24 protein-coding genes are annotated in these 25,448 nt (G+C 59.5%); 4 read left to right on the top strand and 20 right to left on the bottom strand.

The genetic code is table 11. The annotated features are described in order from the left end of the window. Positions 1–29: 29 nt before the first annotated feature. The 14 genes from ACSHT2_RS33410 to ACSHT2_RS33345 form a co-directional block, all read right to left on the bottom strand. Positions 30–872 (bottom strand): urease accessory protein UreD, encoded by an 843-nt coding sequence (locus ACSHT2_RS33410; protein WP_440639268.1) that lies wholly within the window; start codon positions 870–872, stop codon positions 30–32. Then, positions 869–1,519 carry an urease accessory protein UreG gene (gene ureG, locus ACSHT2_RS33405; RefSeq protein WP_440642985.1) on the bottom strand — a complete coding sequence of 217 codons (651 nt, stop codon included), beginning with the start codon at positions 1,517–1,519 and terminating at the stop codon, positions 869–871. The genes ACSHT2_RS33410 and ureG overlap by 4 nt, the downstream gene beginning before the upstream one ends. Then, positions 1,516–3,222, bottom strand: a complete 1,707-nt coding sequence (gene ureC, locus ACSHT2_RS33400) for an urease subunit alpha (protein ID WP_440639267.1) — start codon at positions 3,220–3,222, stop codon at positions 1,516–1,518. Before ureC ends, ureG begins: the two co-directional genes overlap by 4 nt. A gap of 2 nt (positions 3,223–3,224) precedes the next feature. Beyond that, positions 3,225–3,923, bottom strand: a complete 699-nt coding sequence (ureB, locus tag ACSHT2_RS33395) for an urease subunit beta (protein ID WP_440639266.1) — start codon at positions 3,921–3,923, stop codon at positions 3,225–3,227. Between the two features lie 16 nt (positions 3,924–3,939). Next, on the bottom strand, positions 3,940–4,620 hold the full coding sequence (locus ACSHT2_RS33390; RefSeq protein ID WP_440639265.1) for an urease accessory protein UreF: 681 nt from the start codon (positions 4,618–4,620) through the stop codon (positions 3,940–3,942). Then, positions 4,610–5,062, bottom strand: a complete 453-nt coding sequence (gene ureE, locus ACSHT2_RS33385; protein WP_440639263.1) for an urease accessory protein UreE — start codon at positions 5,060–5,062, stop codon at positions 4,610–4,612. Before ureE ends, ACSHT2_RS33390 begins: the two co-directional genes overlap by 11 nt. A gap of 33 nt (positions 5,063–5,095) precedes the next feature. Continuing rightward, positions 5,096–5,398 carry a putative quinol monooxygenase gene (locus tag ACSHT2_RS33380; RefSeq protein ID WP_440639261.1) on the bottom strand — a complete coding sequence of 101 codons (303 nt, stop codon included), beginning with the start codon at positions 5,396–5,398 and terminating at the stop codon, positions 5,096–5,098. Beyond that, positions 5,398–6,912, bottom strand: coding sequence for an amidase (locus ACSHT2_RS33375; RefSeq protein ID WP_440639260.1), 1,515 nt, complete (start codon positions 6,910–6,912; stop codon positions 5,398–5,400). The genes ACSHT2_RS33380 and ACSHT2_RS33375 overlap by 1 nt, the downstream gene beginning before the upstream one ends. 84 nt (positions 6,913–6,996) lie before the next feature. Then, positions 6,997–7,698, bottom strand: coding sequence for an ABC transporter ATP-binding protein (locus ACSHT2_RS33370; RefSeq protein ID WP_440639259.1), 702 nt, complete (start codon positions 7,696–7,698; stop codon positions 6,997–6,999). Further along, positions 7,695–8,423: an ATP-binding cassette domain-containing protein gene (locus ACSHT2_RS33365; RefSeq protein WP_440639258.1), complete on the bottom strand. Its 729-nt coding sequence runs from the start codon at positions 8,421–8,423 to the stop codon at positions 7,695–7,697. Before ACSHT2_RS33365 ends, ACSHT2_RS33370 begins: the two co-directional genes overlap by 4 nt. 2 nt (positions 8,424–8,425) lie before the next feature. Further along, complete coding sequence (locus tag ACSHT2_RS33360) at positions 8,426–9,490, bottom strand: branched-chain amino acid ABC transporter permease (protein ID WP_440639257.1); 1,065 nt, start codon at positions 9,488–9,490, stop codon at positions 8,426–8,428. Further along, on the bottom strand, positions 9,490–10,356 hold the full coding sequence (locus tag ACSHT2_RS33355) for a branched-chain amino acid ABC transporter permease (RefSeq protein ID WP_440639255.1): 867 nt from the start codon (positions 10,354–10,356) through the stop codon (positions 9,490–9,492). The genes ACSHT2_RS33360 and ACSHT2_RS33355 overlap by 1 nt, the downstream gene beginning before the upstream one ends. Positions 10,357–10,416: 60 nt before the next feature. Then, the gene (locus ACSHT2_RS33350; RefSeq protein ID WP_440639253.1) at positions 10,417–11,655 is read right to left on the bottom strand and encodes an urea ABC transporter substrate-binding protein; all 1,239 of its coding nucleotides are present in this window, start codon (positions 11,653–11,655) and stop codon (positions 10,417–10,419) included. A gap of 65 nt (positions 11,656–11,720) precedes the next feature. Then, entirely contained in the window at positions 11,721–12,770 is a 1,050-nt protein-coding gene (locus ACSHT2_RS33345; protein ID WP_440639251.1) for a substrate-binding domain-containing protein, read from the bottom strand. A gap of 245 nt (positions 12,771–13,015) precedes the next feature. Between ACSHT2_RS33345 and ACSHT2_RS33340 the strand changes: the two genes are divergently transcribed. After that, the gene (locus ACSHT2_RS33340; protein ID WP_319326346.1) at positions 13,016–13,471 is read left to right on the top strand and encodes a MarR family winged helix-turn-helix transcriptional regulator; all 456 of its coding nucleotides are present in this window, start codon (positions 13,016–13,018) and stop codon (positions 13,469–13,471) included. A 79-nt stretch (positions 13,472–13,550) separates the two neighbouring features. Here ACSHT2_RS33340 and ACSHT2_RS33335 read toward each other — a convergent pair whose 3' ends face one another. Next, positions 13,551–13,721 carry a hypothetical protein gene (locus ACSHT2_RS33335; RefSeq protein WP_440643047.1) on the bottom strand — a complete coding sequence of 57 codons (171 nt, stop codon included), beginning with the start codon at positions 13,719–13,721 and terminating at the stop codon, positions 13,551–13,553. A 428-nt stretch (positions 13,722–14,149) separates the two neighbouring features. On the opposite strand from ACSHT2_RS33335, the gene ACSHT2_RS33330 reads away from it, so the two are divergent. After that, the gene (locus ACSHT2_RS33330) at positions 14,150–14,377 is read left to right on the top strand and encodes a cold-shock protein (RefSeq protein ID WP_440639250.1); all 228 of its coding nucleotides are present in this window, start codon (positions 14,150–14,152) and stop codon (positions 14,375–14,377) included. A 39-nt stretch (positions 14,378–14,416) separates the two neighbouring features. On the opposite strand, the gene ACSHT2_RS33325 is transcribed toward ACSHT2_RS33330, so the two are convergent. The 4 genes from ACSHT2_RS33325 to ACSHT2_RS33310 all read right to left on the bottom strand — a co-directional run bounded on the left by ACSHT2_RS33325 (position 14,417) and on the right by ACSHT2_RS33310 (position 19,297). After that, complete coding sequence (locus tag ACSHT2_RS33325; RefSeq protein WP_440639248.1) at positions 14,417–15,163, bottom strand: hypothetical protein; 747 nt, start codon at positions 15,161–15,163, stop codon at positions 14,417–14,419. Between the two features lie 420 nt (positions 15,164–15,583). Beyond that, positions 15,584–16,768 carry a glycosyltransferase family 4 protein gene (locus tag ACSHT2_RS33320; protein ID WP_440639246.1) on the bottom strand — a complete coding sequence of 395 codons (1,185 nt, stop codon included), beginning with the start codon at positions 16,766–16,768 and terminating at the stop codon, positions 15,584–15,586. 38 nt (positions 16,769–16,806) lie between these two features. Next, a complete protein-coding gene (locus ACSHT2_RS33315; protein WP_440639244.1) occupies positions 16,807–17,940 on the bottom strand; it encodes a radical SAM/SPASM domain-containing protein in 1,134 nt (377 codons plus the stop codon). Between the two features lies 1 nt (position 17,941). Next, on the bottom strand, positions 17,942–19,297 hold the full coding sequence (locus ACSHT2_RS33310; protein ID WP_440639242.1) for a glycosyltransferase family 4 protein: 1,356 nt from the start codon (positions 19,295–19,297) through the stop codon (positions 17,942–17,944). A 347-nt stretch (positions 19,298–19,644) separates the two neighbouring features. Between ACSHT2_RS33310 and ACSHT2_RS33305 the strand changes: the two genes are divergently transcribed. Together ACSHT2_RS33305 and ACSHT2_RS33300 are read left to right on the top strand one after the other, a co-directional pair. Continuing rightward, complete coding sequence (locus ACSHT2_RS33305) at positions 19,645–21,786, top strand: type I secretion system permease/ATPase (protein ID WP_440639240.1); 2,142 nt, start codon at positions 19,645–19,647, stop codon at positions 21,784–21,786. Positions 21,787–21,852: 66 nt separating this feature from the next. Beyond that, complete coding sequence (locus ACSHT2_RS33300) at positions 21,853–23,886, top strand: HlyD family type I secretion periplasmic adaptor subunit (RefSeq protein WP_440639238.1); 2,034 nt, start codon at positions 21,853–21,855, stop codon at positions 23,884–23,886. A 195-nt stretch (positions 23,887–24,081) separates the two neighbouring features. On the opposite strand, the gene ACSHT2_RS33295 is transcribed toward ACSHT2_RS33300, so the two are convergent. Continuing rightward, positions 24,082–25,443 carry a DUF4910 domain-containing protein gene (locus tag ACSHT2_RS33295; protein WP_440639237.1) on the bottom strand — a complete coding sequence of 454 codons (1,362 nt, stop codon included), beginning with the start codon at positions 25,441–25,443 and terminating at the stop codon, positions 24,082–24,084. Positions 25,444–25,448: the final 5 nt, after the last annotated feature.

Below are 25,448 nucleotides of genomic sequence, written 5' to 3'. Positions count from 1 at the left end.
GCGTGATATCGTGTTGGATCAAAGGGCGCCTAACCGGTGGCGGACAGGTTCTCAGAACGGAGTTGGTCCACTATTGCTTCGCGGTAGATTGGTTTGATGTTCTCAAAAGCTTGACGGAGATATCTCAAGTCCAGGGCAGCGAGACGGATCGCGAGTCCCGCCTGCGCCGGCGACGCGCTCACTGCGCCATAGAGCCCTTTGATTCGCTCAAGCGCTGCTGTTAACTTCCCTTGTAGCTTCCGCAGATCATGTGCAGGGGGCAGCACAATGAATACTGATCCGAAGGCTCCGTAGCCACAGAAGATGCGGCGGTCCGGACGAAACAAACGCGTCCGCTCCATCAGTAGCGGCTCGCCGCCAGATCTTCTCAGGCAAAACGTCGACTCCAACTCCCGGAAGTAGCGCGCTCCGCCACAAGGGTCGTGCATCGTGAATGCATCGAAGATCAACGCATAGGCGTCGGTCGCGCAGTCAAGTTCGATCGTCTGTGACAATGCCGCATCGGGAAACAGGATCCGCGGCTCGGGCAGATATTCGAGACTGGCGCTGCTCGCGACATCAAGCCTCACCGTCTCGACCGCGCGCACCGTGGGGTCGGCGCGATGAACCGACGTCGCGCCCTGATTGGTCAGGCAAACGGCCGTCCCGGGGCCAAGCATGAGGCGTTGTGCAAGGCTGTCCTCTCCGTGAACTGCCCCGCTTGCCGTCTGCACAATCACGCTGAGGCAATCCGGCCGATCTGGATCGACATGAAAGCTGCGCGTGAGCACAAATGGCCAAGCGAACATCCGTCGGTCGATCACAGTACGGTCGGCACGCCGAACGAAGCTCAGATCGAGTCGCGCTGCGTCGCTCGCCGTTGCGTTGTTCATGTCCTGAACAGCACGTCGCGCTCAAGGAGATCGACGATCGATTCGATACCCTCGCCGCGGCGACAGTTGGTAAGCAGTACCGGACGATCTCCGCGGACGTCCAATGCGTCGCGATGCATGCACTCCAAATCCACGCCAACGTAAGGCGCCAGATCGACCTTGTTGATGACAAGAAGGTCGGCGCGAATGACACCCGGACCGCGCTTGCGCGGAATATCGTCGCCTCCGGCCACATCGATCACAAACATCCAAAAGTCCGCCAGATCGCGCGAGAACGTCGAGGCGAGATTGTCACCACCACTTTCGAGCAGGATCAGCTCGACTCCCGGGAAGCGACGTTCGAGCTCATCTGCGGCTTCAATGTTAAGCGTGGGATCCTCGCGAATGACGGTGTGCGGACACGCACCCGCCTCGACCGCCGACACCCGTGCCGGATCGATCAGCCCGGAGCGCCTGATCCGTTCGGCGTCCTCGGCCGTGACGAGATCGTTGGTGATGACGGCGATATCGATGCCCCGCGCAGTGAGTGCTGGAATCAAGCACTCCACCAACGCAGTCTTGCCTGAACCGACCGGTCCTCCGATTCCAACCCGTGCGGCTGCGATCCGTGGCTGCGCCAGTCCATTGCTGAGCGAGGCCCGGCTCATCGGAGCATATACCGTCTCGCCAACGGCACCTTCGTCGCTGGCGGGCACATCAGAAGCTTCCCATCAGCACGAACCTCGAACGTTTGTGGGTCGACCTCGACATGCGGCGTCGCGGTGTTGCGCAACATGTTTGACTTGCGCAATTTCCGTACATTCTTGATCTGGACGGGGGCACGTTCGAGGCCAAGCTTGCGGGTCACATCGGCATCCATAGCGAGCTTCGACATGAAGTTGACGCCCAGTCTTTGCGGTGCGGCACCGAGCGCCCCCCACATCCGCTTCTGGATCATCGGTTCCGACAAACCGAGGCTGCCGTTGCCGTCGCCCATGGCTGCCCAGACGACGAAGCCGTTCTTGATCACCATATAGGGCTTGATGCCGAAGGAAGCGCGTGGCCAGAGAATGAGATCGGCCATCTTGCCGGGCTCGATCGAACCGACCAGGTTATCGATGCCCACCGCGATGGCCGGATTGATGGTAAGCTTGGCAATGTAGCGCTTGATGCGCTCATTGTCCGCACGTGCCGTCTTTTCCTCGGGCAGACGACCGATCCGATCCTTCATCACGCTCGCCAGCTGCCAGCACTTTGCGACGTTCTCCGCGAGGCGGCCCATGCCTTGCGTATCCGTGCCGAAGATCGATATCGCCCCCATGTCGTGCAGAAAGTCTTCCGCCGCCATCGACTGGGCGCGCACCCGTGCCTCACCGAACATCACGTCCTCGGGCGCATTGTAATTGAGCTGATGACAGATCATCGTCATCGGCACGCCCTCTTCCATGCCGTAAGACGTGTACGGATTGGTCGGATTGGTCGACGAGGGAATAACGTTGTCCCACGACACAACCTTGAGCAGGTCCGGGGCGTGACCGCCGCCGGCGCCCTCCACGTGATACATATGGATGGTGCGGCCCTCGACGGCCGCCATCGTATCCTCGCAGAAACCGTATTCGTTGATCGAGTCGGTGTGGAGGTGAACCGCGAAATCATTGCGATCTGCCGCAATGAGGCTCTGGTCAATCACTGCGGGGGCGGCGCCGAAATCCTCGTGAATCTTCACGGACATGCCGCCGGCCGCAACCGCTTCCTCGATCGCCTCGGGATTGGACCCCGCACGTCCGAACAAGGCGAAATTGAGCGGCGAAAATTCGATCGCCTGAAGGAAGCACGCAAAGGTCGAAGCGGCCCCACTGCCGACATCAAAGACCGGCCCTGATCCGTTCCCGACCAGGGTGGTCGTCCCACCGGAAAGCGCATGGTCGGATTGCTCGGGCGAGATCAGGTGCGCGTGCGACTCAATGGCCCCGGCGGTGACGATGAAAGGACCGCCAGCAATCGGCGCCGTAGTGTGACCTACGACCATGTCGGGATGCACATCGGGCATCACGTCGGGATTTCCGGCCTTGCCAATGCCAACGATGCGCCCGTCACGGATGCCGATGTCGGCTTTAACGATGCCGGCAACTGCGTCGACGATGGTGGCGTTCTTGATGACGACGTCAAGAGCCTTGTGTGAGGCAGTCCTGTAGGCGTTGACGCCTTCGCCATCGCGCAGGTTCTTTCCCGCACCAACCAGCAATTCGTGCCCGTAGGTGGTGTAGTCGTGCTCGATCTCGGCGAGTAGACTGGTGTCGGCCAATCGCACGAGGTCACCCTTGGTCGGTCCGTAGAGCTCGCCGTAGGCTCTGCGTGATAGTATGGCCATGGTCAGGCTCCCAGATAGCCGCGGGCGCGAGCCCGCTTCAGCGCATCATCCCTCGCCGACGGCGCATCCAACGAACCGTTGACGAGGCCCGCCTGCCCATGCACGACGCGATCACCCGAAATCGGAACAAGCCGCACGGACTTGGTGACCCCCGGCTCGAAACGGATACCGGCCCCCGCGGGACGGTCGACTTTCCTGCCCCAGGCTGCCGCGCGATCGAAGAGCAAGGCACGATTGACCTCGAAGAAGTGGGTGTGGCTGCGAACCTGAACGTCACGGTCGCCGGTATTCGTGACATCGATAGTGATCGCGGCCAGGCTTGCGAAACTCTCAATGTCCCCATCGCCCGCGATGATCTCACCGGGCACGATATCGTCTACGACAGATGTGTCACTGGGACCGATCGGCTCGAAAAGCGCCATCACCTTGGTACCTTCCGCGAACATGCATTCGATATAGAGCATCGGAATCATCTGTCCGACGCCGGGCTCGACGTCGTCCCACGTCAACAATCGGCCTGCCATGTCGCGGATCTCTGCATAAGGCACGTTACGGCGCGCCGCGGTCATGACCTCGTCTGTAATGTAGGCGACCGCCTCCGGATGGCTCAGCCGGATTCCAAGTGACCGATTGCGGCGCGCCATTTGCGCGGCATTGAAGATGACGAGGCGATCCATCTCGGTCGGTGAAAGGTTCATCATGGAAACGCATCCTCTCTCAAGTCGTGAACATGCGGACGTGTCGCAGCGGTCCACGCGAAACCGCGATGTCGATGAACGGCGTGAAGCTCGCAGGCAGCGCATCGGGCGGCGGAGTTTCCTCAAGCAGTCCCGCCAACAACATGCGTGCGGCTTCCTGGCTGCGCTGCGCCTCGATGTGGCCGACAATCCCGAGCCGCACGGCTGCACTGACGAGGCCGGTTACGAGCGTCCAGCCCGAGACCAGTTCTGCTGCCTCCAGGCTGAGCCCCGCGTCCCGGCCGACGACGGCCTGCACAACGGCCAGATGGCCCAGCCTGGTGTCCGACGACACCAAGCTACGGTAGGCGACCGATAGCGGTCCATCGAGCTTGAACCATACCCCGAGTAGCGCCCTGCCTGCCCGCCGCGATCCTTCCCGCATTTCGGCCGAAGGTGTTGCCGCCTCAGCCAGGCGATCCCCGCGCGCGATGGCTACACAATCCTCTGCCCGAAAGGCCTGCCGCAGCAGAACACGGTCCATACTCGCCCAGCGCCGCTCAAGCTGGTCAGCAATGATCCGATCGAGTTCGTTGCGATTGGCTAGCATGCCGTCTGCAGCAAGTCCTTCCAGCCCCCAGGAGAATGCAAAGCCACCGGCCGGGTAGGCACTGTCCCCGAGCTGCAACAAAGCCAGCGTCTGCAACCTGTCAAACAGCATCGCTCTCCACGATCTCGCCCGCCTCGAGCAGCGGCTTAATTCGTGCCCGGTAAGTGTCGAGCGGCCCGTCCAGAAGGACAACAAGGAGATCGCCCTCGAAACGAACCCGCCAATGCAGATTTCCGGCATTCCAGCCGAGCTTCAGCGCGGCAGCTTGGCTGACTGGCTTCAATCGCCAGCATTCCTGCTCGCCGAAGCGGACAATGATGGCGCGATCGTGTGCGAGAAATAGCAGCGCCCCGTCGACCAGGTCCTCGTCCCGGCCCAGGCTGACGGCGCAATCGGTTCCGCGATCGGTCGTCAAGCGAAAGCGCTTGCGGCCAGCGTCGGACGGCGGCACGAACAAGAGCTCGATCCCGCCGTGATGTTCGACGTGGTGGAGACGATCTGCATAGGCCGCGTCGTCGGATCGTCCGATGATGCCATGAAGCCGCAACGTCACGATATTCTCCCGTAAATGACGAATGAGACCAGCTCACCGCATTTTTGCCGACACCTCCTTCGAGGTCACCAATGTGACCTCGCCATCCAGGATGGGCTTGGCAATTCCGAAGAAGGTCGCGACGACCGCCGAACCGTTGTGGCGATCCATCGCGGCCTTGTCGGCAAATCGCTCGTACGTCGTGAACACACGCGGATCTTCTTCGCTCTGCGAGATGAAAAATCCGATCGTATCAGGCTCGTTATCCGCGACATTTTCGGCGACGGCTATCAACGCGTCGCGCATCGTGATCTCGTGCCCGGACTTTGCCTTGATGACGGCGGTGATCGTGATCATCAGAATTTCTTCCAATCACCGTCGGCTTCGAAGGCGCTGGCCGCCTGATAGATGGTCGCCTCGTTATAGTCCTTGGCGATCAGCATCAGGCCCACCGGAAGACCGTCCGACAGGCCGCAGGGAATGGTCATCGCGGGATGGCCGGTAACGTCGAACGGACTGGTCGTGGCCGTCATTTCAAAGGCACGCTGGACGATTTCGGAGAGCGGCGCATCCTTGGCCGGGATCGGCGTGGCGACACAGGGCAAGGTCGGCATCAGTAGCAGATCGTAAGAGCCGAATACTGCGTCATAGGCCGCCTTGGCAGCGATCGCGATGTTGCGTGATTTGGCATAGTAACGACCGCGATAATGGCTGACGCCCCACTGCCCAACCAGCATGGTGAGCTTGAGCGTTTCCGACAGGTCGTCGGCACGGCTACGCCAACCGGAATGGGCGTCGAGCAGGCCCACGTCATAGAGTCCCTTCCAGTTGAAGCCCATGCCGTTGCCGATCATCATCTGGACCAGGAAGCCTTCCAGCGTGATCGGGTTCCAGGCCGCTAGTGCATGAAGATGTTCGGGAATCGAAACTTCCGACACGCTGGCGCCGAGCTTTGCGAACCGCTCCGCACCGGCCTTCACCTTGGAGGCCACCCCTTCCTGCATGTTCGCAACGGCAAATCCTTCCTGGAGGATACCGATCTTCATGCCTTTGACGCCCCTGCGAAGCATCTCGGTGTAGCTCGTCACCTTCGGCGCATATTGGCGCGGATCGAGCCCGTCGGGCCCGGCCAGTACCTCCAGCAACAGCGCGTTGTCGGCGACGTTGGCCGTCATCGGGCCGGTGTGGTCGATGGTCGATTCGATCGGCATTACGCCCGTATACGGCACGAGCCCGTGCGTCGCCTTCATGCCGTAGATGCCGCAATAGGATGCCGGGATACGGATCGAGCCGCCTTGATCGCCGCCGATCGCCATGTCGACCTCGCCGGCTGCGACCAGCGCGGCGCTTCCCGACGAGGAGCCGCCGGCCGAATACCCCATCTTGAGGGGATTATGAACTGGTGCAGGATTGGAGGTATGGCTGCCGCCCGACAGGCAGAAGTGCTCGCACACGGCCTTGCCGACGATGGTGCCGCCGGCATCGAGAATGCGGGTCACGATCGTTGCGTCGGCGGCGGGAATGAAGCCTTCGAGCGTGGTCGAACCGTTCATCATGGGGACGCCGGCCAAGGCGACGTTGTCCTTCAGCACGATGGTACGACCCGCGAGCTTGCCGGTGGCTGCGCCCTTGACCTCGGTTTTGATCGCCCACGCGCCGTACTTGTTGTCCTTCGGCATCGGCTTGGAGCCCGGCATGCGCGCATATTTGACTGGCGGCAGCGGGTTCGGCAGCTCGTCGATGACGTCGTACGCGTCGAACATCCCGCCCATCAGCGCAAGATAGCTTCCGGCTTCTTCGACCGTCATGTTCATGTGCAAGCTCGCGGCGAGCTCGGCAACATCTTCGGCAGTCGGGCGTTTGATAGACATGAGTCATCCTTTCTTGAGAAGCCAAGCTGGCAACAACAGAATCAGCGATCGTAACGACCGGCGCGGCCGCGCCGGAAATTGAACCTAGTTTGGATGCATGGCGCTGTCCCGAACCAGAAGGCTTTCTCGGTCGAGCTCTCCGGTGATGCGCCCTTTCTGGATATTGAGGATCCGGTCCGACAGGGATGTGATAAAATCGAGGTTTTGCTCGACGACGATCAGCGACAAGTTCCACCGCTTCTTCAGCGCGAGCAGCGTCTCGACGATCTCTTCGATGATCGATGGCTGGATACCCTCGGTCGGCTCGTCCAGCAGGATCAGCCGGGGTTTCGTGCAGAGACAGCGCGCCAATGCCAGCAACTGCTGCTCACCGCCCGACAGGGCCCCACCACGCCGATCGAGCAGTCGCACCAGGCGCGGAAAGTCCTGAAGCACCGCGTCGATGACCGATCGGTCCTCCTTCGGCGCCGCCGCCAGGCCCATTCGCAGGTTCTCAAGGACGCTCAGGTCCGGGAATATCTCTCGTCCTTGCGGCACAAGTCCGATCCCAAGCCTGGACCGCTCGTGTGGCTTAAGATGGGTAATCGGCTTGCCGGCGAACGTGACGGTGCCACCAGTCGTCGGCAAATGCCCCATCAGCGCACGCAGCGTCGTGGTCTTGCCCATGCCATTGTGGCCGAGAATGCCGAGATATTCGCCATCCTGAACCGTCATGTCGAGACCAAACAGGATTGGGATGCGGCCGTAACCGGACCGCAAATCGCTGACCTCGAGAAGCGCGCTCATGCCGCCACCTTCTTGCCGAGATAGACGTCGCGCACGCGCTGATCGGCCATGACCTTGTCCACGGTGTCTTCGACCAGCACCCGGCCTTGATGAAAGACCGTCACCTTCTTTGCGATCTGCTTGATGAACTCCATATCGTGCTCGACGACGATGATGGCGCGGGTCTGATTGATCTCGCGGATGATGGCGGCAGTGTGCAGGGTCTCCTCGTCGGTCATCCCGGCGGCCGGCTCATCGAGCAGGATCAATTCCGGCTCAGCCGCAAGCACCATGCCGATTTCCACCCATTGTCGTTGGCCGTGTGACAGCGTCGCCACGATGCGATCTGCATGATCTGTCAATCGGATCATTTGCAACACCGCATCGACCGCGGGCCCCTGGGCGCGCGGCGTCGCTTTCCGCCGGACGGCGAGCCAGATGTTCTCTCGCACCGAGAGACCGTTGAAGACGTTCGGCACCTGGGTCTTGATGCCGATTCCCATGCGGGCGATCTCGTGCGACAGCTTGCCGGCGATCGGCTGGCCGCGAAACGCAATTGCGCCCGAAGTTGGAACCAATTGTCCGGTCAGAGTCTTGAAGAACGTGCTCTTGCCGGCGCCATTCGGTCCGATCAGACAGCGCAGCTCCATCTCTTCCAAAGTAAAAGTGATGTCGTCATTGGCGACTACGCCGCCAAAACGCATCGTGAGGTGCTCGGCCTTGAGCAGGGGTACGAGGTCCGCCATGGTCATTCGGCTCCGGCCATGTGGGACGCGGCCACCGACGGCGATAACTGCTCGTCTGCAAGTTGCGCCTTCGGTTTCGATACGGGCACGAGCCGCATCAGCAGGTCGCGCGCCGTCGGCACCAGTCCCTTGGGAAGCAGCAGCACAAAGACGACCAGCACGGCGCCGAGCACGAGGTTAGAATTCAGAGCCTGCTGCGAGCCGATATAGGCGACGATGTATTCGATGAGCACACAGCCAACGATGGGACCAAGCAAGGTACCAAGCCCACCCACCGTGATCCAGATGATGATCTCCGCCGACAACGACAGGCTGAAGATGGTCGGCCCGACGAACGCGCCCCAATTGACGTAGAGCGCACCGGCGAGACCCGCGATCGCGCCGCTCAGAATGAAAGTGAGCAGCTTGACCTTCCGCGGGTCGTAACCGAGCAGCGAGGCACGAACCTCGTTCTCACGCACCGCCACGATGACGCGTCCAGCCGGAAGGGACAGCAGCAGACGCAGCAGCAGGAATATCCCGAGCAAGGTCCCACCCGTCACCCACCAGGATTGTTCGGGCGACAGGATTTGGTCGGGATAGAATGGGACATTGAAGGTCGGCACTGCCGGAATGCCATTGAAGCCGCCGAGCAATGCCTTGCCAATCCTGTACTCGTCGCCCGAGGTCGAGTTGACGCAGTTGAACAGGATCAGCGTTACGGTGAGCGTGATCACACCGAGATAGACGTCGGAGATACGGCCGAAGAAGATGAAGTAGCCGAGGATCGCGGCGAACAACGCGGGAATGATAATGGCGAGCAGGATCGACGGCGTGGAATCCTGAAAATTGATCGCTGATATCGCGTAGGCATAGCCGCCGAGGCCGAAGAAGGCCGTCTGTCCGAAGGACAGGATGCCGCCAAAGCCCCAGATGAAGGCGAGGCTGAGCGCCAGCACCGCCATTGCCGCGAACAACGTCAACTGCATCATTGCGAACAGCTCGATGACGCTCGGGATCAGCACGATCGCGATGATCGCGATGAGGACGGCAACCGCCTGAGCCACAAGGCGAAAGCGGACGGTCATTACAGATTCCCCTTGAAGAAGCGGCCGGAAATTCCCTGCGGCAGCAGGCGGATCAGCACGATCGCCGCCGTGAACACCAGGACCTCGCCATAGACCGGCGTGGTGAAGAAGGCGCCGACCTGATTGACAGCACCGAACAGGCTCGCCGCCGACATCGTCCCCGACAGAATGGCGGCGCCTCCCCCGACGACCGTCATGAAGGCCTTGGCGACGTAGGCGCCGCCCATGCCGGGCGTGATACCCGAAACCGGAGCCAGCAAGCCTCCGGCGAGCCCAGTGATGGCCGCTCCGACCGCGAACGTGCTCATGTAGACCCGCGCCGGATTGACGCCCAGCGTGGCCGCCATTGCGGGGTTCTGCATCGTGGCGCGGGCGATCAGGCCGAAGCGGGTGTAGCTCATCACGCCATAGACCACGGCCATCATCACGATCGCCATCCCGGCCAGGAACAGCGTGTAATAGCTTGACTGATACGACCCGATCGAGAAACCGCCGAGCGGGGTCGGCACACCCTGCTGCGTGTTGCCGTAGATCGTGGTGATAATTCCGATGATCAACAGGCTCAACCCCCAGGTCGCAAGCATCGAATCTACGAGGCGACCGTAGAGAAAGCGAATAAGGCAGCGCTCGATGACGAGACCGACGAGACCGACAAAGAGCGGAGCAACGACCAGCATCGCGATCCAGATATTGACGCCCGCATTGGCCGATACGACAGTCGCATAGGCGCCGAGCATGATGAACTCGCCATGGGCGAGATTGATGATCTTCATCATGCCGAAGATGATCGCCAGTCCGAGGCACAACAGGAACAGCGACGATATCCCATTCAGGACGTCGAGCGCGACGATGAGGTAGATCGCCATTCTTGGATTCTTTCGCCCCTCAAGGCAGCGGGCCCCGCCGCTGGGCGAGGCCCGACTGTGTCAGAGATTGATGATGTACTGCTTGGTGTCGTTCGGGTTCTTGACGAGATCGCAGACACTAGCAGTATCGGCCGGCTTGACGTCCGAGTAACTCTCCAGCACCGACCATTTGCGGTCCTTCACCTCGGCGAGAAATGCATTGCGGGTGGTGTGATGGGTCGGCTTGTCCAACGTGACCTTGCCGCTCGGGCCCTCGAAAGCGATCCCGTCCTCCAGCGCGGCGATCACCTTCATGCGATCGATGCTGGCGGCTTTCTTTACGCCGGTGGCCCAAAGCATGACGCCCTCATAAGTGCAGGCAGCCAACTCGCTGACATAGGGTGAGTCGGGGTGGGCCTTCTTGATCTTCTCGACGAAGCTCTTCGAGGCCGGCGTGGTAAGCTCCTCGAAGTAGCCATAGGCGCCGAGAATGGAATCGCTTTCGGCCGCATCGAGTGTGGTCGGCTCGTTGACGAGACCGAAAGTGGTCGACGCGATCGGAATCTTGCCCTTCATGCCGGCCGAGGTCCATTGCCGGTAGAAGGCCGTATGATTGCCGCCGACCAGTGCCGACAGGATGAGGTCGGGCTTTGCCGCCTGGATCTTCGAGATGGTCGTACCGAAATTGGTGACGTCGAGCGGGAAGAAGTCGGTCGCCAGCACCTCGCCGCCATTGTCCTTGACGTACTTCGTCATCCACTTCGCGGTGATCTGACCGTAATTATAGTCGGCGGCAATGATGTAGGCCTTCTTGCCCGCCTTCTTCATCGCGCTCGGCACCAGCTTTTCCACGGTCTGCGCAGGCGTTGTGCCGGTGCAGAAGGTGTTGCGATCGCAGACGCCCCCCTCGTAGAGAACGTTGTAGAAGTACAGCACCTTGAAGCGATCGAAGGTTGGGCGCACTGCCTCGCGCGAGGCCGAGGTGATGCCGCCATGAACAACATCGACCTTGTCTTTCACCGCAAGTTGCTGAGCAAATTGCGAGTACATCTGAATATTTGACTGTGTGTCGTAGTGGATCACCTTCAACGGCCGGCCCAACAATCCGCCGCCGGCATTGATCTCATCCACGGCAAGCTGGAGCGCGTAGACCATGGGCGTGCCGGACGCTGCGATCGGACCAGACTGGTCATGAAGGCTGCCGACGACGATCGGGTTTTCGGCACCAAAGGCGCCGGAACAGAAGATTGCAGGCGCAGCAACCAACGTCGTCGTTGCAATTGCTGATCGCTGCAGGAAGCGACGGCGGGAGAAAGTCATAAACGTCCCCATCAGTTCTTGAGATGGAAAATATTAAGAGTACAATATTTGAAAAAGCAAGCGTTTTATCGCCGAGCAACGATGGAGAAATCGTACCCATCGAGCTCAGCCAGATAGATGGGATGGCGGCCGCCGACCACCGATTGCGCCAGGTCACCTCGTGCCGTGCGTCGCTGGAACGTCCTTCCGTACAGGCGCGTCAATTTGCGCGTGTCGAGGCTGGCGGCCTCCTCGATCAAGGACGCGAGCGAGTAAATGCCTTCGTAGCAGGACTCACCAAAGGCATTCACGGGAGGCGGACTATCGCCGAATGCCGTATGATAGCGCTCCAGAAACGCGCCATTGTTGCGCGAGCTTATTGAGCCAAAATAGCTCGATGCGGCGTAGAGATTCTCGGTTTCGTTCAAACCGAGTCCGTACACGACGGTCTCGTCGACCGCCGAGGAAAATCGCAACACGCGCGAACTAAGCCCTGCCGCGTAGAAGGCCCGATTGAATGCGATGCAATCGTCTCCAAGGAAATACGGGAGAACGACGTCCGAGTGCGTTGCCTTGATCCGCTCCAGGATCTCGTCGAAGTCGTGTTGGCCAACAGGCAAGTAACATTCACCCGTCACCGTGCCGCCAAGACAGGCGATCAACGCACGCGCAATCTGAAGGGATGAGCGAGGCCATACGTAATCATTGCCGCAGAGAAAATAGCGGCGTGCACGCCTCGTTTCCGAAAGCCATTGAATCGCGGGAATAAGCAGCTCTTCGGCTGTCTCGCCGGTCGCCATGACGTCAAGCGCCGATGAACGGCCCTCGAACTGCGGGGTATATATGAACGGAACGCGACCACGGGCCGCGCGCGCCACGAAATCGCGCGCGAAGCTCGGCAACATTCCGACGATGCCGTCGACACAATCGATTTCAATCGCATCGCGCGCGGCCCGTCCTGCGCTCGGGCCGGTTTCTCCGGCGTTCACGACGTGCAATTCGACGGGCCGTCGCAGGACTCCGGACACTGCGTTAATCTCGTCGACGGCCAGGCGTCCGCACGCCTCGGCTGACGGGGCCCAAAGCCCCGCGGCGCCGCTCTGCGGGATGAGCAAACATATCCGGACGCTACGCAACGATGGTGTCTCCGCACTTTCCGTGCACAGAACACTCACGAATCGTGCCAACGACAAACTGTGCCGCTACTGCCCGTTTGACGACGAAAACGCTCTATCCCGAAGGGAACATGCCTTTTTTCGAGGCGCCAGCCGACGCATTCGCCCCTTCCCTAGGCATTTGCGCGTAAATCTGCTTTTCGCTTGCTCCTCGTTACATTCCAAGGCAAATATTGAAATCTCAAATAATTCGCTGAGGGTGCAACGTGGACCTCCCCGAACTCATCCGAGGTGTGAATCGCCGGCTTGAGCAGATGCTGGAAGCGGAGCTCAAGCCACGAAGCATATCTCTTCACCAGTACCGCGTGCTCGAGGCGCTGACCGACGGAAACGGGCTGCCGATGGGCGATCTGGCAACCCGTCTCTTGGTCGACGGTCCAACGCTCACAAAGATTATCGACAAAATGGTCGAGTCGGCGCAGGTCTACCGCGCTCCCGATCCACATGACCGGCGCAGGGTACTGATTTTCCTCTCGCAGCGAGGGGCAGAGCAATTCAAAGACATCGGTCCAATTATCAAATCCATTCAGCAGAACCTTTTAAACAGGCTGGGGGCATCAGATGCCACAGTTCTGACGAGCCTGCTCTCGGAGCTGCTTAGTGACCGTGCCTCTGCGCATTCATACCCTGTTCGCGGACATGAAACACTGATCTACGATTGATGCCCTACACCCGCGGGCAGCTTCGTCGCTGCGGAGTACAGTCCGATCCCGCTAACTCCAGTCTTCAACATTGTGATCGTCAAGCCACGATGGTGTCGGCGGCGACTGCGATGGCAAGGCCGCGGAAGCTCCTGATCGAGGCCCAGCGTTTGATGGCCGACCACCACGGCGTCGTTTGCAGCATGAGCCGCTCGGGCAACGTCTGGGACAACGCGCCGATGGAGAGCTTCTTCTCCTCGCTCGCAGGCACACGACCATCGGCTATCTCAACCCGGTTGAGTTCGACCGCAACGGGGATTAGCTTAACCGGCTGTCCATCAAACCGGCAGCAGCTCACCCGACGATTGGATCGCAATCAATTTTCACTGAGTTTTGCAGCCAGAGCGAAATGCGGCGCAGCCCTCCAAGTTCATCGGCCAACGCAGTTTCTTGAGACGCTTGCGCCTACAGCGTATGCAAACCAGGAGGCACATCTGCACATCAACGCGGAATATTGGCTACGCGCGCAGCAAGACACGGCTTATTGAGAATGTGAGGCTGCGCGCTTTCGATCCCGAGTTCCGGATTTTGCGTGGCATTTTGCAGCACCGGCTCAATCTAGATGAACGAAACTCAGCCCCTCCCCCGACTAACGCGTAGCAAGCGGGGTTAAAGCAAGTAGAGGTCTAGGTTCGACGTATGGCTAACGGATTCGTGGTCTGGTTCAACAAGTTCAAGGGCTACGGCTTCATAAGGCCCGACGGCGGAGGCAAGGACATATTCGTTCATATGTCCGCCGTCGAGGAAGCTGGACTGTCAACGCTCATCGAAGGACAAAGAGTGAGCTACGAACTCGTCTCCATTGCAGACAGGGTAACAGCCAGTCGTCTGCGCGTCGGAACCCATGACTCCAAATCTGAAGGATGAATGCAATCTTCTTGCTATCGATAGTTCGACCTCTTCGTGTCACTTCCGGCTAGAGCGGAGTTGGAGGTTCTCGATCATGTCGTTGTAACGACCAATGAGGTCTACCAGCTCGCCCTCATGGCGCGACAAGAAACCAGCAATGCCGGAACCAACGATTTGTATGGTCGCGTCGATTTGTTCCAATAGCTCGCGCCGCGCAGCGTCACAATACTCCACAACGAGTACGTCAGCATTCGCCAGCTCGCTTGCGATCCTCATGGTCGCCAACGTTGACGCTTCGCACTGCGGCATAACTTCGAACCAACGATCTGCCCGCGTGCTCCGCTCAACCGCTTGAGGAGAGTCATCAGCAATATTCCTTTCGACGTCGATAGAAAGCAACTCCAGCGTTTCGATGTGAAGGCGATCAAGCTCAGTCATGGACCGATCAAACATGCTGCTCAGCTGCGTGAGCTGAAGCCACGCGAGCCTCAAATGTTGATACAGCGACAATTGGTTATGGATCCAGGGATAGTTGTCGGCAACAACCCGACAAACAATCAGATCGCCGTACACGGTCCGCAGACTGAGTAGCGCTGCAAGCTCAGCTTTCAGGCGCTGATGAACGGCAGATATCCCCCCTTTCATCTGCTCGGGCACGAACTCGAATGACGGATCGGACAAACGCATTAGTCCTTCACCCGCCAGTTCGATGATCGAAGCAATTCGCTGGTCAATCTCACCGGTCGTTAGCGCATCCACCCTGCTCATTTTCACATAATCCAGCAACGCCCGGCGCATCGACACCTGGCCAGCTTCATTGGGCTGCGAATCCCCAATGCGGAGCGTCTCAGGGTTCCACGGCTTTCGGAAGCCCCAATCTATGTCTATTATCTAGGCAATGGGAAGAGATCCAGCTTGAGCCGGCGGCCGGTCGGATCCGGTCGCAGAGCTCGTGGCTAGCCAAGATTTCGATCGCGGGCTGCTGCGGGCTTTGGACGCCACGCCCCTCGACCATGACCGGCGCCATCGCCAATAGTTGCTGGACGACGACAAAAGCCGGGATCTCAGAACTGAGAACCGGGGACGCCCGACCTGAAATCGGGCTCTGAGCAGCCGCCACAATCCGCTGCGCCGCCGGCCCGGCGCCACATCAGTTCAAGCGGATCAACGCATGGGGGGGCCAATAAGCGGCCAGATCTTCTCGTCGAGCGCGCAGGCAACACCTCAATTGTTGGCTGGTCTGCCGTACGCCGATTGTTGCGAGCTTGCGCTGCCGGCCCAGCTTGCGCGCGGCAGATTACCTTGCTGCCGTTTGCGGCCGAGCAGGTCATCGTAAATATCCAGCGTTCGCAATGCGATATCGGACCAATCGTACCGCACGGCGCTCTCGCGGCGTACTATTTCGCGCTCGGTTGCGCTCAGGCGCGTCTTCGTCAGGGCTAGCAGCTTCGCACCCAACTCCTCACAATCACCGACATGGAAAATGTGTTCGGGATCACCCACCACCTCCAGGTTGGGCGCGATATCGCTAACCAGCACCGGCAATCCATAGCTAAGCGCTTCAAGCAGCACGATCGGCAACCCCTCATGCGACGACGGCAGGACGAACAGCGCGGCGTGGGCATAGAGTTGTCGCAAGCCGTCGCCGGTCTGAAATCCGGCCATGACAACATTCTGGTGGCCGGCCGCTTCTCTAACCAGCTGATCTGCGTACTCGTTCCGGTGGTCGATCTTTCCAACTATGGCGAGTTTCCATCCCGGCAGTGCCGCAGCCAGGAATGCGCGCAGCAGATCGAGTTGTCGCTTCTCAGGAACAAGCCGGCCGACCGTCAATACGTATCGTCCTGGCTCCAATCCCAACTCGACCACCTTTTCGCTTTGCTGTGGCAAGTCCGAGAATACCACGCCATTCGGCACCACTTCGCAGGGTTTGCCATACTTGGACATGACCAGGTCACCAATGCTGCGGCTGACCGCGATGCGCTTGCTGGCGTAGCGCATTCCGAGAGCTTCGCCGGTCCTCAGCACCATGCGCGCCGCCCACCCCCATTTTTCTCGATTGTAGTCCTCGCCATGATGCGTGACGACGACCCGCAGGCCGACAACGCGAAGCAACGGCGTTACAATTGCAGGACCTATGCCATGAATGTGGACCAATGCCGGACGCCGCACCATTGCAACCAGCGCGCAAACAACGGAGTGGAGCAGAGTCTCGAGGTACTTGTTGCTTAGAGTCCACAGCCGCAGTACCCGCACTCCCCTCCATACTTTGGGGACATCCGACGCAACATAGGGTGACCGCATGCAGACGGTAACCCGCCTGCCGAGCTCGACCACCCTTGGTGCAAGATTTTCTGCATGTGTCTCGATACCACCCTGAACTTGAGGGAAGCCACGGAAGCCGAACATGTATATCTCACGCCTGCTCATCTGGACTTCCTCTCAATCTAATTGTTCATAAAGCTTCGCAACGGGTAATGCTCGTCCGGGGTCACGCGGCCTTTGACCAGCCGGGCCTTGACGGTCTTGTTCAAAAACGACGTCCGCTCGACGTGCGGCGACGGGCGCACGTCGGAATAATTGATGTAACTATCAAAGCATATGTTCCTGCCGATCGAAACCTTGAGCTTGTTCTTGATGACCCATAGCAGCGGGTCGCTTTTCGGAAGCTGCGGGACCAGGTTGGACCGCATCGCGGTCCGCGCGGTGGTCACCATCCAGCAGTTCTGTCCACAGCCCGCGACCTTCTTCCGCGTCTGCTGAGCGGTCTCGCTGTTCATGATCTCGTTCCATGATTCCCGCGCAAGATTTCCCATCGGCAGATCCGAGCGGACGTTGCAGGCCCACACGTCAGACCAGGGATCGATAAAAGCGAAATCCTTGCCTGCGGTGCATGGGATCAGCCGATCATGACCAAGAATCTTCTCGATCAGGCCAAGATTCAGATAGGCCCGAAACCAGTTCTTTGGCTTCGGACTTCGCAGCATCGCCGAAATGAGCCCCTCAACCTTCCGCGCGACTGCCTTCCGATCGTAGAAGTAATTATCGTTCTTGTAGAATTGCCACGCATTGTGAAGCGCGGAGGTTGCCAGCTCGAATCCCTCCTTGCGAGCAAACTCGTAGACGTTGACGAGCTGATCGACGTTCTCGTCCTGGATGACCATGGCAAAGCCGAGGTCTGTGCCCCCTGCTTCGCGCAGCATACGAAGCCCAGCGATCTTGGTGTAGTAACCGTCCTTCTCGCCGCGGATTCTGTCGCTCGTCTCCTGATCGCCCTCGAGCGAGAAGCGGACCTTGATATTGGGGTGCTTCTTGATGATCGGAACGAGACGCTCCGGATGCAGCCCGTTCGACGATATCTCCGTCACTCTTGCCTTCGGATAGAGAAGATCGATCATCTCGCCGAGGTCTTTGCGAAGCGTCGGCTCTCCACCCGACACATTCAGATTGTCGAATCCGGACGGAAGCTTCGACAGCGTGGCCAGCGACACCTCTTCCTTCGGCTCGGTCGGATTCTGCCAGATGTAGCACATCTGACACTTGGAGTTGCAGCGGAACGTGGAAATGACGGTAAGGTCCATTTTATGATCCAACTTTCCTGTGTGAGCCGGCTGATGCAATCAGATCCTCGTATAGCGAGAACAACGCCGAGCCATGTTCCTCGAGCGAGTACTCGTCCTCGACGATTCTCCGTGCGTTGCGACCGAACGCTTCGCGACGGCTGCGATCAACGAGAAGATCTCTGACTTTTTCGGAGAGTTGAGACGCATTGCCGGGATCAAACAACAGACCTGTCGTCCCGTCCCTGACCATCTCGGGAATTCCGCCGATGCGCGACGCAATTATCGGCTTACCGTGCGCCATCGCTTCGAGGATCGAGAGCGGGCTGTTCTCGTGCCAGACTGAAGGCACCACGATCACCCCGGCTTCGCTGATCGTTCGTTCAAGGTCGGTGCCCGTAAGATGCCCCCTGAACTCCGCCGCAGGGTACTTCCGCCGAAACTCATCGAGAAGCGGCCCAGTGCCGGCGACTACCAGCCGCCAGGCGCCTCGAGCTGTGGCATGAGCCTTAAGGAGATCCTCAACGCCTTTCTCGGGCGACAGGCGACCAAGATACAGCGCGTATCCGTCGTCGCCGACCGACGTATCGATGCGCGATGCATCTATTCCATTCGGAATATGAACCACCTTAGCCGCACCGAACCGACGGACGATGGCTTCATACATGAACCTGCTCGGCGCAATGAATTTTTCGACGCGATGATAGCTTCCGAGCAGCGCGTGATAGCGCGCCTCTGCCCAAAGCAGAGCGCTGCGCCCAAGAGAACCATCGGCGCAGCGGCGCGCGAGAATCGTCTCGAACGCGCCGTCCCCGCATCTTGTACACACCTGCCCGTTGCTGAGCTGCGTGTACACGGGGCACACCGGCTTGTAGTCGTGAAGTGTGAGAACGACGGGAACCCCCATATCCGCGGCCGCCGTGACGATTGAGGGGGTTAGCTGGTGATAGATGTTGTGACAGTGCAGTACATCCGGCTTCTGATCTCGGATGAGGCGCCTGATTTGCGACACAGCTTCGGATGAATGAATAAAGGACAACGCCGATCTCAGCTTTTCGCGTCTGGATGATGCGCGATACGATTTCTGCGAAACGAAGTACGATTGGAAGCGTGATGGAATATTTCGATCGTCGTTCATGGAGAACTCGACAACGTCGACATTCCGCCTGCGCATCAACTCCATCTCGTCGAACATCACGACTTCGGAGCCGCCGTTACGAAAGAAGAACTTGTTCGCAAACAACACTTTCAGAGCGCGTCGACCCGATCCGTCAGACCGTTCTCGTCTCCAGGACGGAACCTCTGTCTCCGGACCCAGCCTCGAGCGCGCCACCGAAACAGCGACATCGTCGGTGAGATCGAACGAAGGCTCCGTCATCGCCGCGGTCCTCGTCTAAAGATCGAAACAGGCCGCGCTGCAAGGCGGACACCAACGCCTGCAGAATGGTGTTCGGTCAGGCGGTGCAAGGTTGATCTCGTCGCAACTACAACCATCGGCAGGATGATAGGCGGCCGCTATGCGCCGATATTGACGGCCGTCAACTTGGTACCGGTGCGCGACCTAGGATGAGGCTGGCCCATTTTCTCGTCGGAATGCTGCCCAATTCTGCGGATACCGGCTGCGTCCAGGACGCGCTCGAGCGTCAAAACGACATATCTTCATGATCAGCGAGAACTGCACCGTGACTGCCGGAGCGCAACTGCTCGATACAATGCGGAGCCAGGATGCCCGAGCACCTTGAGCCAACTGGCGCAACCCCCGATCAGGGGTTGATCGCGTTGGTCATGATGCTCCGATTTAACGGCCTTGCCGTAGATCCTGAGCGCATCCGTCATCAATTCGGGACGATTATCAGGGTCGCCGAGGTTCTCCGCTGTGCCAAGGAACTTGGGCTGAAGGCCCGTGTCGTCAGGACCAGTTGGTCTAGGCTTTCCCGTCTGCCGATGCCCGCGCTCGCCATCCTTCGAGAGGACAGATTTCTCATCTTCGGAAAGGCCACCGACGAGCGGGTCATCGCGCTCGAGCCGGGTCGTCCACAACCGGTCATGATGTCGCGGATGGAACTCGAAGCCATCTGGGACGGCGCGGTCATTCTGATGACGCGTCGAGCTTCTCTTTCCGATCTTGCGCGGCGTTTCGACATAACGTGGTTTCTCGGCGCAATTCGAAAATACCGCCGATTGCTCGTCGAAGTCCTTGCGGCATCGTTCTGCCTTCAGCTGTTTGCCCTCGTATCGCCGCTCTTCTTCCAGGTGGTCATCGACAAGGTTCTCGTGCATCGCAGCATGAGCACGCTGGACGTACTCGCCATCGGCCTCGTAGCGACCGCGTTGTTTGAAACGATCCTTGGTATTCTACGTACGTACCTTTTCTCTCATACCACCAACCGAATCGACGTCGAACTCGGCGCTCGGCTGTTCCGTCACCTGTTGGCGTTGCCGATCGGCTACTTCCAGGCACGGCGGGTGGGTGACTCTGTCGCGAGGGTCAGGGAACTCGAAAATATCCGCAATTTCCTGACGAGCTCGGCTCTGACCTTGATCATCGACCTGTCCTTTTCGGTTGTCTTCATCGCAGTGTTGGCCTTCTACTCACCAACGCTCACCCTGATCGTTCTCGCCTCCCTTCCGGTCTATGTCGCGATTTCTGCCGGAGCGACGCCTTTGTTTCAGCGACGGCTCGACGAGAAATTTCAGCTGGGTGCGGAGAACCAGGCCTTTCTTGTTGAGAGCGTCACCGCCATGGAAACGCTCAAGGCGATGGCCGTCGAGCCTCAGATGCAGCGCCGCTGGGAGCAACAGCTGGCCGGATACGTCGCGGCGAGCTTTCGTGTCATCAGCCTGGCGAACGTATCCAGCCAATCGGTCCAGCTTGTGAATAAACTGGTCGGCGTGGCCATCCTCTATTTCGGCGCCCGGTTCGTCATGGCTGGCGATCTTACCGTCGGCGAGCTGGTTGCCTTCAATCTGATCTCCGGTCGCATCAGCGCTCCGGTCCTTCGATTGGCTCAAACCTGGCAAGATTTTCACCAAGCCAGACTCTCGATCGCGCGCCTCGGCGACATCCTGAATACAGAGCCGGAACCGGTTTACAGCCCCGGAAAAATGGCGCTGAGTAGCATCCGAGGCGATATTGCGTTCGAACAGGTGACCTTTCGCTACCGCATCGATGGGCCAGAGATCCTTCGGGATGTGCAGCTGCACATTCCGGCAAGGCAGGTCCTTGGAATAGTGGGCTCCTCGGGATCGGGAAAGAGCACCTTGGCCAAACTGGTGCAGCGCCTGTATATCCCGGAGCGAGGCCGGGTTCTGGTCGACGGGATCGACGTGACTCAGGTCGACCCCGCCTGGTTGCGCCGACAGATTGGTGTCGTTCTCCAGGACAGCGTCCTCTTCAACTGCTCGATCAGGGAAAATATCGCTTTCGCAGATCCCGGGACATCGACGGAGCGTGTAATTGAAGCAGCCACGATGGCCGGTGCACACAATTTCATTCTACAGCTACCGAACGGATACGACACCGTAGTCGGCGAACGCGGGAGCAGCCTGTCGGGCGGACAGCGTCAGCGCATTGCGATCGCACGCGCGCTCGTGACCGATCCCCGGATCCTGATCTTTGACGAGGCGACCAGCGCACTCGACTATGAGAGTGAGCACATCGTTCAACAGAACATGGCAAAGATCGTACAGGGCCGCACCGTACTCATCATCGCGCATCGGCTATCGGCCTTACGAATGGCCGACCGGATCATCACGATTGAAGATGGCCGCCTGGTCGAGGATGGTCCTCATCAGCAGCTGGTCAAGAGCGGAGGACGTTACTCAAAGCTTTACCGCCTACAGTCGGGCTTCCATGACCTTACATAGTCCGCATTTCGCGAGCGATACCAACAGGCGAGACGGTCGAGCTCACGTCAGCATTGACGAGGCCGCATGAAACAGACAACCGCAAGAACGTTCGACGATCCGGGGTTGTTTGTGCTCGACCTCCTGCTCCGACTGCGTGGTGTCGACAGCAGCCTCGACCATATTCGCCAGCGCTTCAATCATGCGCCCATCGATGTCCCGGAGATGCTCGCTTACGCGAGGGAGCTTGATCTTTCTGCAAGCTGTGTCCTGACCGATTGGGATGGACTGTCGGCATCGACCTTACCCGGCATCCTGCCGATTCGCGGCGGAGGCTTTCTCTTGCTCGGAAGGGTGCATGGCCACGAGGCTGTGGTGATGACATCTGGCGCCGAGAGGCCGTCTATCATTTCCAGACACGATCTCGAGGCGAATTGGGACGGGCGACTGGTCGTGGTCGCACAACGACGCGCCCTCACCGTTCGGCTCCTGCGCTTCTCGCGATACTGCCTGGAGTTCATCCGGCGTTCAAAGGAGCGCTCCCTGATCGTCTGGGCACGGCTGGCTGGTATGCTTTCGTCTCTCGCCGATCGCGCGCCAGCAATGTTCAAGCAGCGGCCAGCCGCGCCGACGGAGCCTCCCCGGAATGCGACCAGCGGGAGCGCCGTCATTGTATTCGCGGATCACGCACGCAAGCTCGGACGCGCCGTCGCGGGGCTGACGCCTTCCCGCGGGACTCATCCGAGCGAAGCACTCGCATTCCTCCCGGCAGCGCTCGAAATCGTCGAGAGTCCTCCTTCGCCGGTTGGACGTACCATCGTCATCAGCATCACGGCCGGTTTCGTCGTCGCGTTGCTCTGGGCCAGCCTTGGCACCATCGATATTGTCGCTATCGCTCCCGGCAAGATCATTCCGAGCGATCGAACCAAGACCATCCAGCCATTCGAAACCGCCGTTGTGCGAGCAATCTACGTTCAAGATGGCCAAACCGTCAGAGCCGGCGAGCGCTTGATCGATCTGGATGCGACCATGTCGGCCGCAGAACTGAACCGCCTCAAGAGCGACCTAACGAGTGCGCAGCTCGACGCCGCCCGTTTGACGGCGTTGCTGTCGAACAAGACTGATCCAGCTTCGGCGTTCAGCCCGCCACCGTCGACCACACCTGCCCTGACCGAGATGCATCGTCGCTTTCTCGTCAGCCAGAACACCGAGCAGGCCGCCAAGATTGCCGCGATCGACCGCCAGATCTCGCAAAGGGAAGCTGAACGAGCCACTTCGAAGGCGTCGATCGACAAGCTGAAGGCTACAATCGGTCCGCTGCAACAGCGCGTCGAGATACGCGAGCAGCTGTACCAGAAGGAACTCGGATCCAAGCTGCAGTATTTGGCGGAGTACCAGGAGCTAGTCGGCCAACGGCAGGAAATACTCGTTCAGCAAAGCCGATTCAGCGAAGCGGATGCCGCCATCGCGGTCCTGGTGGAGACTCGCAACAAAACCATTGCCGAGTACGAACGCGCATTGTTCGAGGAACTCGCAAAGGCGGAACAGAAGGCTGCCGGCCTGAGCCAGGACGTCATCAAGGCCGAACGGCACACCGGCCTGCAAAATCTGACGGCACCGATCGACGGCATAGTACAGCAGCTCGCCGTTCACACGGTTGGGGGTGTGGTCACTCCGGCGCAACCAATCATGATGATCGTTCCAATCGACAGCAATCTCGAAGTGGAGGCCATGATCTCGAACCAGGATATCGGCTTCGTCGAGGCGGGCCAGGACGCCGCCATAAAGATCGATACCTTCAATTTTACCCGGTACGGACTGCTACATGGCAAGGTCCTTAGCATCTCCCAGGACGCCATTCCGCGCAACAAGCCACCGGAGAACAGTAACGCGAAGTCTTTCGGTGCCGGGACAACAAGCAGCGAACCCATTGGACAGGAGCTTGTCTACGCGGCGCGGGTGTCGCTCGACCGCAGTTACATGAACATCGAGAACAAGCGTGTCAGCCTTTCTCCCGGCATGGCCGCCACCGTCGAGATCAAGTCTGGATCGCGCAGTGTCATCAGCTATCTCTTGTCACCGATCATGCGGTACAAGCAGGAAAGCCTGCGGGAGCGGTAGCGTGTGAGCACTATGAAAGCGCACTCGCCGCCAACCCGGCAATGAGCGCCGCCCTTTGGATCACGAGCTCTCGCTGGTCCGGGAATGCTCAAGTTCGACCTGCTGGTGAGCGACTTCCAGCGGACACCATCAACTCGTCACCCTTCAGCAGTCTCAACCTCCATCGGCGACGAAACACCACCCGCCCTGACGAAACTAGCTTGTCAGGCCCGGCTCGGTTTGCTTGATGAGACCAGCTCGGCTCAGCGCGGCGGCCGCTCCCTTTATCACCGCCCAAGGCAACTTGGATCGTTCGGCGATGTCGAGGAGTGAATGATCTCCGTCCGACATGTTCAGGACCCACAGCAGCCCCATCTGGAAGTCTCCGGCCGCGAGCCCGCCCAATCCACCGTAAAGGCCATAATTGCCCAATTTTGGCTCGCAGAATGGCTTTTCGTTCCGAAAGCAGGCGTTGTTCTCGATGACATCGATCGCTGCTATCGCCTTCGTTAGAGTATCGTACAGCGCAGCAGGGCGAACGAAGTCCAGATTGTCGGCCGAGCTGTGATACTCCGCGAATTTACCGAAGGGCGTTCGCATCACGGTCCCAATCGGCAGGTTAAAGCCAGGCGAGCAATATTGCCGCTCGTCGTAGCCGTAAGGTGAGAACTCCTGAATCTCGTAGGGGTCGCCGCTCTGCTCAAGCACATAGGACCAGGCTCGATCGATCTCTGTGTTGCCGCGGCGGCTCCTTTTGTAGGTCATCGCCCCCGAATCGCCGGCGCAGGTCAACACAAATCCGTGCTTCACCCGACCGACATGAGCTTCGTTGAGCGCCAACCAGGTGATCGCTCCGATAGTGCCGGGGATAAAGACGAAGCGATAGGTATACCTGAGCTCCATCCTCCGCAGGTACTGCGCCAGCGCGGTTGCGACCGCGATCCCGGACAGGTTGTCATTGCAGAGCGACGGATGACAGATATGGCACGAGATCAGCACCTCGTCCGAGGTGCGGCCGAGCAGTCTCAAATCCCCGTAGGTCAGATGGCCTGAGGCAAGATCCGCATCGATACAAATCTCGTAGTCACCGTCGGGCATTGCCAATAGTTGATTGTGCGGCAGACAGAAGCCCCAGGTCTTCTGGTAGTAGCTTGTCCGATAGGGGATCCAGTCCGGCTTTTCCGGATCCGAGTAGAGGTGAGGCCTGAGCTCGTCGAGCGTCATGTGCGCCCTCACCGGTACGCTGTAACCAAGAAGATGCAGGTTCGACTTCTTGAAGTCGATCACGCGCTCGCCGGCGCTGTTCTTGACGTATGCATCACGCACGTTCCACTCCGGTGGAACGGTCCAATCAAATACCTGGAGGCCGGACGGTACTTCGCACGTGGTAAGCGGGATATAGTTTCGGATGAGATCGATCGTTCTTCGGGTCCCCTCTCCCGTTATGCTGCGGGAGATGGGATACATATCTGCGATAAACTCGTGGAGTGCACGTCCGGTCTTGTCTGCTGATAGGTCAACGGCCGCGTCACTCTCCCTGAGATCCGCGAGGTCTGCATGCCCTGCGATATCGTCCATGCGTC

The organism is Bradyrhizobium sp. PUT101 (genome assembly GCF_052043945.1).
In the GTDB taxonomy this organism is placed as follows: Bacteria; Pseudomonadota; Alphaproteobacteria; order Rhizobiales; family Xanthobacteraceae; genus Bradyrhizobium.
The sequence above is the reverse complement of the archived record's forward strand: the minus strand, read 5'-3'. Positions and strand labels throughout refer to the sequence as shown.